General features: G+C 70.7%; 7 protein-coding genes. 4 read left to right on the top strand and 3 right to left on the bottom strand.

From position 1 onward, the window contains the following. Positions 1-34: 34 nt before the first annotated feature. Positions 35-112, bottom strand: coding sequence for a 50S ribosomal protein bL37 (locus ACFWFI_RS38205; protein ID WP_371604899.1), 78 nt, complete (start codon positions 110-112; stop codon positions 35-37). Between the two features lie 404 nt (positions 113-516). Between ACFWFI_RS38205 and malX the strand changes: the two genes are divergently transcribed. From malX to ACFWFI_RS38185, 4 genes are all read left to right on the top strand, one after another. Further along, on the top strand, positions 517-2,124 hold the full coding sequence (gene malX, locus ACFWFI_RS38200; RefSeq protein ID WP_387399687.1) for a maltose/glucose-specific PTS transporter subunit IIBC: 1,608 nt from the start codon (positions 517-519) through the stop codon (positions 2,122-2,124). Positions 2,125-2,126: 2 nt separating this feature from the next. Then, a complete protein-coding gene (locus ACFWFI_RS38195; protein WP_387399685.1) occupies positions 2,127-3,326 on the top strand; it encodes a MalY/PatB family protein in 1,200 nt (399 codons plus the stop codon). Positions 3,327-3,441: 115 nt separating this feature from the next. Continuing rightward, the gene (locus ACFWFI_RS38190; protein WP_387399684.1) at positions 3,442-3,912 is read left to right on the top strand and encodes a MarR family winged helix-turn-helix transcriptional regulator; all 471 of its coding nucleotides are present in this window, start codon (positions 3,442-3,444) and stop codon (positions 3,910-3,912) included. Continuing rightward, a complete protein-coding gene (locus ACFWFI_RS38185; protein WP_387399682.1) occupies positions 3,909-6,671 on the top strand; it encodes an FUSC family protein in 2,763 nt (920 codons plus the stop codon). The genes ACFWFI_RS38190 and ACFWFI_RS38185 overlap by 4 nt, the downstream gene beginning before the upstream one ends. 32 nt (positions 6,672-6,703) lie before the next feature. Here ACFWFI_RS38185 and ACFWFI_RS38180 read toward each other — a convergent pair whose 3' ends face one another. Together ACFWFI_RS38180 and ACFWFI_RS38175 are read right to left on the bottom strand one after the other, a co-directional pair. After that, on the bottom strand, positions 6,704-7,222 hold the full coding sequence (locus ACFWFI_RS38180) for a hypothetical protein (protein ID WP_387399680.1): 519 nt from the start codon (positions 7,220-7,222) through the stop codon (positions 6,704-6,706). 184 nt (positions 7,223-7,406) lie between these two features. After that, entirely contained in the window at positions 7,407-7,910 is a 504-nt protein-coding gene (locus ACFWFI_RS38175) for a P-loop nucleotide/nucleoside kinase family protein (RefSeq protein ID WP_387399678.1), read from the bottom strand. Between the last annotated feature and the right edge of the window lie 183 nt (positions 7,911-8,093).

The following is an 8,093-nucleotide window of genomic DNA, read 5'->3' as shown; positions in this document are numbered from 1 at the left end:
GCCTGTGCCGCCCCCCGGATGTGCCGACGTGTCCTCAGGTCTGGGGACGGCTGCCGTGGTTCGCGCCGTTCTTGCGGCGGGCCTTCTTCTTGCGACGTCGCTTCGAGGACATCGAACCTCCTCATTAGGTAGTTTCTGCACGCTATCAACCGGATTGTCGGCTCCGGCGATCACAGAGCCCCTTACCCGCCGGCGCGGCGGCAAACACCAGACGGGAATGCAATCGAGTGGCGTACGTCACGGCACGCGACGGCTTGCTCACTCCGCGCGTCGGCCCCCCACGCCCGGACCGGATCGGCGCTCCGGCCTTCATGGACAGTCGCCGACCTGCTGTGATGTGATCCGTGCGGCGGAACGGCCCTGTCCGGCGCTGCTCACCGGGCGATCCCCAGGTGCGTCGCGCGAAGGCGGCCGAACCCCCTCGTCATGCCTTGCGCCGCTCGAAAATCCGTGGGTCCCCGCATCGCCACGGCGAGCGCCCGGGTCCGTCCCCCCAGGCTCGAAAGTTCCGTACACATGCAGAAGACCAAAGCCGCACTCTGGGAATTCCTCCAGGGACTCGGCAAGACGTTCATGCTCCCGGTGGCCCTGCTCGCGTTCTGCGGCATCATGCTGGGCATCGGCTCCTCACTCTCCAGCGAGGCCGTCACCGACAACCTGCCCTTCCTGAAGGCCGAGGGCTTCCACCTCGTCTTCACCTGGATGGCCAACACGGGTCTGGTCGCCTTCACCTTCCTGCCCGTCCTCTTCGCGATGGCGATTCCGCTCGGTCTCGCCCGCGAGGACAAGGGCGTGGCGGCGTTCTCGGGCTTCGTCGGCTTCGCCGCCATGAATCTCGCGGTGAACTTCTACCTCACCGCCAAAGGCGTCGACTTCGAGGACGAGGAAGCGATCAAGCACTACGGCATAGCCGATGTGCTGGGTGTGCAGTCCATCGACACGGGACTCCTCGGAGCCGTGGCCGTTGGCATCGTTGTCAGCCTTCTCCACCAGCGCTTTCGTACGCAACGAATGCCTGACGCCCTGGCCTTCTTCGGCGGGCTGCGCTTCGTCCCGATCATCTCCGCCCTCGCCCTGAGCGTGCTCGGTCTGCTCATCCCCCTGGTGTGGCCGGCGTTCAACGGCTGGATCACCGCCGTGGGCCGCGGCATCGGGCACACCGGTGTCTTCGGGCCGTTCTTCTTCGGCATGGGAGAGGTGCTTCTGCGACCGATCGGGCTGCACCACATCCTCGTGGCCATGTTCCGCTTCACCGACGTCGGCGGTTCGGGTGCCGTATGCGGGGACAACGTCTCCGGGGCCCTGAACATGTTCTACGCGCACCTGGACTGCGCGGGCGCGCCGAATTCCGCGGTCACCGACGCGACGCACTTCCTCTCCCAGGGCAAGATGGCGTCCTACCTGGGCGGTCTCCCCGGCGCGGCGCTCGCGATGTACCACTGCGCGAACAAGAAGATGCGCCCGGAGATCAAGGCCCTGCTCGTGTCCGGTGTGGTGGCCTGCGTGGTCGGCGGCATCACGGAGCCGCTGGAGTTCCTCTTCCTGTTCGTCGCGCCGTGGCTGTACGCCATCCACGCGGTCCTGGTGGGGCTCGGCTTCCTCACGGCCGCCGTGCTCGGCGTCTTCATCGGGAACACCGACGGCAATGTCATCGACTGGCTGGTCTTCGGCGTGCTCCAGGGCTCGACGACCAAGTGGTACCTGGTGCCGGTGATCGCGGCCGTGTGGTTCGCCGTGTACTACTTCCTGTTCCGCTGGGCGATCACACGCTTCGACCTCAGGACTCCCGGCCGCGAGGAGGAGTCGGAGGAGAACGCCGAGGACGGCGAGGACGCGGCTCCGAAGGGGGCACAGGACCCCGCACGCGAGCTGGTCGCCGGGAAGTACGACGCCGTCGCCATCCTCGACGCGATCGGCGGTGCCGGCAACATCCGGTCCCTGGACAACTGCATCACCCGTCTGCGCATGACGGTTGAGGACGCCGCGCAGGTGGACGAGGCGCGACTGAAGAAGCTCGGTGCGGTAGGCGTGATCAAGCTCGACGGACACAACGTGCAGGTCGTCATCGGGCCGCAGGTCCAGTCGGTGAAGGACGCCATCGCCACCATGATCCCGGTGGGCTGACCATGGCTTCCCGCTCCCCCGCCTCCTCCGGCCGGGATCACGGAACCGCGAAGGATCCCTACGGCTTCGACACCCCGGTGGACCGGCGCGGCACCTGGTGCACGCAGTGGGACTACGTCGAGGACCGCTTCGGCGTGCCGGATCTGCTGCCGTTCACGATTTCCGACATGGACTTCGAGACCGCACCGGAGATCATGGCCGCGCTCCGCGGCCGCCTGGACCACGGTGTGCTGGGCTACTCGCGGTGGCGACAGGACGACTTCCTCTCCGCCATCGTCCACTGGTACGCGACGCGGCACGCGACAGCCATCGACCCCGGGTCGATCGTCTACGCGCCCTCCGTCGTCTACCAGCTGTCGCAGCTGCTCCGGCTGTGGTCGAGCCCTGGTGACGGCGTGGTGGCCCATACCCCCATGTACGACGCGTTCCCCAAGACCGTGGCGGCCCACGGGCGGCGGCTCCGGGAGTGTCCGCTCGACGACTGGACGGAGCTGGAGCGGCTCCTGGCGCTGCCCGACACGGCTGTGCTGCTGTTGTGTTCTCCGCACAACCCGACGGGCAGGGTCTGGTCCGCGGACGAGCTGGACCGTATGGCGCGGCTGTGCGCGCGGTACGGCGTGGCCGTCATCAGCGACGAGATCCACTCCGACCTGGCGCACGCCCCGCACGTCCACCGCCCCTGGGCCGCACACGGCGGCGAGGGGCGGTGGGCGATAGTCACCTCGGCGTCCAAATCATTCAACATCCCTGCCCTGACCGGCAGTTACGGGATCATCGGCGATTCGGCCTCGCGCGACGCGTACCTGCGGCAGCTCAAGGAGGCGGACGGGCTCTCCTCCCCCGCGGTGCTGTCGCTGGTCGGACACATCGCCGCGTACCGGGAGGGGGCGCCCTGGCTGGACGCCTTGCGCGCGTACCTCGCGGACAATCTCTCGACGGTCGCCGAGCGCCTCCACGGCGAGTTCCCGCAGCTCGGCTGGGAACCGCCGCAGGCGGGATACCTCGCCTGGATCGATCTGCGGCCGCTCGGCGTCGACGACGACGCCCTGCAGCGCGAGCTCGTCGAGGTGGAGAAGGTGGCCATCATGCCGGGAGCCGCTTACGGCTCCCCGGGGCGGGTCCGGCTCAATGTCGGGTGCCCCCGGTCCAAGGTGGAGAAAGGTGTCGAGGCACTGGTGCGCGCGCTGCGCCGGCTCATGTGAACGGGGCAGGCGGGTGGGCCGCGCCCCGATGGGGTCTGCCCGCCTGTCCGGCGAGGCCGGGCATTTTGCCCGCACATGGTTCCACCTCGTCTCTTGACATATATATAATTGCTATATGCATCAATCGCCGTCCCTGGCAGGTCCCACCGACGAGCAGCGCATCGAAGGCGCCGCTCGGGGCCTCCTCAGAGGCATCGGGCGGCTGTCGCAGACGCTCTTCCGAACCGGCGACTTCGGGCTCAGCCGCAGCCAGGTGGCCGTACTCGACGCCCTGGAGGACGGCCCCCGGCGGGTGACCTCACTCGCCGCGTACACGGGTACGGCCCAGCCCCGCGTGACCGTCGTCCTGCAGGGCCTCGAAGAACGCGGTCTGGCCACGCGCGAACGGCGGGGACCCGACCGGCGCGTCGTGGAGGCGTCCCTGACCCCGGCCGGCCGGGACCTGCTCGACCGGGGGCGCCGGCGGATGGCCGCTGCGCTCCTGCGAGGTCTCGACGCGGGCGTCGACGACTCCGAGCGCGCCGTGGCTGCCGCCCGGGAAGCCCTCACGACCTTGCTCACCGCGATGGATTCGGAGCCCAGTTGATCAGCCCAGGTACCACGCCGTCGGCCACGGCGCCGGAACTCGCGCCCTCCACACCCGCCACCGGCACACCCGCACCTGCGGCAGGCTCCGCGCGCGCCGTCGTACCGCACCGGGTCGGCGGACCCCGGCGACGGTGGGACTGGGTGCTCGCGGCAGATCCCGGTCTCGGGCAGTTGCAGGCGGGATGGCGCACCCTCGTCGCGATGGTGACCTCTCTCGCGGTCGGCTACGGGATGGCGCGTGCTCTGGACGTCCCCGCCATGATCGGCATGATGGTCGGCGGGATGATGGGCCTGATGAGCGCCTTCGCCGTCGCCGAGAACACCTGGCAGCGACTCACCCGCGCCATCCTGTGGATGCCGTTCCCCTACGCCGCCGTCCTGTGGCTGGCCGCCGAGCTGCACGACGACCGCGGCCTGGAGATCGGCATGATGGTCGTCGCACTGGCGCTGACCTTCTTCCTTGCCCGATTCGGACAGCTGCCCCTGCTCACGGGCATGATGCTCTTCAACGGCCTGATGGTCGGCATGATGGCGGGCATCCCCGCGGACATGTCGGGCAAGGCGTTCGCCGTCGCGCTGGTGTCCGCCGTCGCGGTGCTCCTGACACGGTTGCTGCTCTGCTGGCCGATGCCGCGAGAGGACCTCCTGCGCACCCAGCGCGCCTTCGTCGTGGAAGCACGCCGGGTGGCCGACGCGGCCGTCGAAGCGCTGGACCCCGACGCCGATCAGGAGCGGGCCGTGCGCCGTATGGCGCGCGCGCTGCACCACCTCAACGTCACCACCGTCACCATCGACGGCCGGCTCGCCCAGCCGGAGGTCGCCGCCGACCCGAGCATGGCCGAGCTGCTGCACCGCCACCTGTTCGACGCGGAACTGGCACTGCGCGGCATAGGCCGCGCGGTGCAGGACCTGGCCCGCCTCGACGCGCCACCGCACCTGCGTGAGGCGATGGCCGTCGGACTCGTCATCGCGCGGGACACCCCCCTCGGCAGCGCTCAGGGCCTGCGCCCCGCCGCCGAACGCATCCGCCGACAAGCCGACCGTGTGCTCGACCGCCCCGGTGCCGGCGGCAGGCAGGCGGAGACCGTCGAAGCGGCCTATCGCGTGGCACACCTCCTCGACTCCCTGGCAGGCTCGCTCTCCCACTGGCTCTCGCTGGGCTGGAGCACCCCGGAGTCCCCGGCGCAGGTCCCCTTCCAGCCGACCGTGGCTCTGGAGCGCAACCTGCCCGCCGGATCGGCTGCCGCCACCCAGCGTGTGCTCGCCTCGCGGACGGAGAAGAGCTGGCGACGCGCCATCCCCTTCGTGCGCGCACCTCTGCATGCGGGGATCGCCGCCGCCATCGTCTGCCCGATCACCGACGCCATCGACCCGCACCGCTTCTACTGGGGCCTGGTCGGCGTGATGATCACGCTCTTCGGCACGAACACGACGCACGAGCGCCTGCGCAAGTTCGCCCACCGCATGGCGGGCACCGTGGCCGGCGCGGTGATCGGCATCGCGCTGCTCCACCTCCTGGGCCGCGGCCACGTCTACGGAACACTCACGATCATCGTGGCGGGGCTCACCCTCGGCGCCTGGGGAATGCAGCGCGCCTACGCCCTCTGGGTAGTCGGACTCGTCATCGCGCTGGTGCAGCTGTACGGGCTGACGACGCCCTACGGCGGCATGGACCATCTGCTCGGCGAGCGTCTCCTGGACAACGGTCTCGGGATACTCGTCGCGACCGGGTGTGCCGCGTTGATCTTCCCGCTGTCCAGCCGCAGGATCACGCGGGAGGCGGAGCGCGGCTACGTGTCCGCCGTCGACACTCTCGTCTCCCAGCTCGCCCTGCGCTGGGAGGACCCCGATGCTCCAGTCCGGCTGCGCGGAGCCGCTCGCGCGGTGGACTCCGCCCTGTTCCAGGTGGTGAGCCTGGCGCGTCCTCTGGTCCGGATGCCGCGCGGTCTGCGGGGACGTGACGCCGACAACCGCACCGCCCTGCTCACCACGGCCACGGGCCACGCCCGCGCCCTCGCGGCGGCGGCCGACATCGACATCGACCTGGCCCCCGGGCCGGCCGAACGGTTCGCACGCATCACCACGGCCCTGACCCGTTCGCTCCGGGCCCTGGACCGCTCACTGACCACCGGGGAGCCCGAGGAGGGCTGGCAGCGGGTCAGCCCGCTGGTGCGGGAACTACAGGCGGAACTGGACACGGCACCGCCAGGACCACGGGCGTCACGTATCCGCACGACGCTGCGGGAGTTGGCCGCACTGGACGAGACGCTCGCCGGGTACGCGGAGCGGTGCGGGCTCACTGTGCACTACAACTCGGCTGCGGAAACGGCGAGTTCACCGATGGAACGCCGCACCCAGGCGCTCGTGGCGGAGTGGGCGGTGCGGCCGCCGACGCGGGACACGGCCACAGGCAGTGCGGTTGCCGACGCACCCCTGCCGGGACAGATCCAGGCGGTGGAGACGACGCGGACCGCGGCGGACACCCCGGCCACGTCGCACGGCGGGGTCACCGTCGTCGGAGCCGTCCGGTGCCCCGCACACCCCGAGGGGTGTGCGGGCTGGGTCACCGTGATCGACGCACGGGGCAAGCGGGTCGCGGCAGGGCCGGTACGGTCGGGCCGGTACCGCGTCGAAGGGCTCCGGCCAGGTAGCCACACGGTCATCGTGTCAGCGGCGTCCCACGCACCGCACGCGGAGTTCCTGTATGTGCCGCGGACGCGGGAAGCGGGTGCGATCGGCCACGACATGCGGCTCTGACCTCCGCTCCCCGCCGTGCCCGCAGCGCCTCGTCAGTGGCCGGCGGCCGCCTTCACCAGTGCGACCGCGACGCCGATCACCGCGTCGGCCAGACCGGCGAGAACCGCCAGGAGGACGCCGCCTCCCATGCGCAGCCCTCCGGCGCAGCCCCAGGCGAAGAGTGACGCGATGCCCACACCGGCCGCCGTCATCAGCGCGGCGGACAGGGACAGGACGTCCAGGGCGGCGAGGGCGATCATCACAGCCGGGCCGACCGCGCAGGACAGCAGGGGGCTGCTGACGTAGAGCATGCGGCGCAGGTCGTGGCCGGTGGCGAGGTGGCGGTGCACCGTGCGGTGTGCCTGCTGGTCGGCGACGAACGCCGCGAGCCACAGCCCCAGAGCGGTCGTCAGGACCGTGGCCAGGGCGCCCGTGGTACCGGCGTCCCCCACGGACAGGCCGACCACCACGGCGATCATCGTGATCGTGGCGTAGATGCGCTCCTTGAGCCGGTCCACCAGAGCGCCCGCGGCCGGCTCGGCCGGCAGTTCCGGTCGCCGGTCGTCCGCCATCTGGTCTCCCTCGCCCGTCACGGGACGTCGGACGCCTCGCGCCGTGGGTCCGGCGCATCGGCGGGCCCGCGGACGGCGCCGTGGCCACGGCCACCAGCATGCCCTGCCGGCGGCCCGAATCCCGGAACCATGACCGGAGACCGCGTTGCGACGGGTCGTACGGGTGCCTCGGACCGCCTCCTGCTCACGGGTGATCGAGGTGGCGGAGGATCGAGGCCATTGAATCCTGCGGGTCCTCCCCCGCGGTGTCGACGACGACATGGTCCCGGTTCCACGGCTCGTAGTCGTGGTCGAGGACCTGCTGCCAGTCGGGCAGCGGCAGGCCGGGGATGTCGGTGGAGCGTGAGGACACCCGGTGCCGGTGCTCGTCCGGGTCCGAGCAGATCACCTCCACCTCGACGACGGGGACTGCCGCTCCCGCCCCGACGTCCCGCCAGCTGTCCCGGGTGACGGCCAGCGGATTCACGGATTCCGCGATCACGCCGAGTCCCTGCCGGAGGTGGTCGTCGGCCAGGGCGTATCCCACGGCGTATCCGACGGGTCCCAGGGGGCGCCGGGCCAGGCCCGAACGGACGACCGCCTGCTCGATGGTGTCGATCCGCAGGTGGACCGCGCCGATCCGTGAGGCGAGGAGTCGCGCGAGGGTTGTCTTGCCGGTTCCGGGCAGTCCGCCGATGACGATGAGCACGGTCCCATGCTGTCATCGAGCGCGCGGTCGGACGGCCGGCCGAGGACGAACGGGAGTTTCGCGACACCGCCCCAGCGGCCCCGGCCCGTCGCCCGGCGCGTTGCCGGGCGACGGGCAGCCGGACGTCAGAGCGACGTCATGACGTGCTTGATCCGGGTGTAGTCCTCGAAGCCGTACGCGGAG

The sequence above is a fragment of the Streptomyces sp. NPDC060209 genome (assembly GCF_042728155.1).
Lineage (GTDB): Bacteria > Actinomycetota > Actinomycetes > Streptomycetales > Streptomycetaceae > Streptomyces.
Note: the sequence above shows the minus strand (reverse complement) of the source record. Positions and strands in the feature narration are given on the sequence as shown.

Bases quoted from the DNA above. Each gene is read 5' to 3' on its own strand.
- ACFWFI_RS38205 (WP_371604899.1), bottom strand. From the start codon at position 112: ATGTCCTCGAAGCGACGTCGCAAGAAGAAGGCCCGCCGCAAGAACGGC.
- ACFWFI_RS38195 (WP_387399685.1), top strand. From the start codon at position 2,127: ATGGCTTCCCGCTCCCCCGCCTCCTCCGGCCGGGATCACGGAACCGCG.
- ACFWFI_RS38190 (WP_387399684.1), top strand. From the start codon at position 3,442: ATGCATCAATCGCCGTCCCTGGCAGGTCCCACCGACGAGCAGCGCATC.
- ACFWFI_RS38180 (WP_387399680.1), bottom strand. From the start codon at position 7,222: ATGGCGGACGACCGGCGACCGGAACTGCCGGCCGAGCCGGCCGCGGGC.
- malX (WP_387399687.1), top strand. From the start codon at position 517: ATGCAGAAGACCAAAGCCGCACTCTGGGAATTCCTCCAGGGACTCGGC.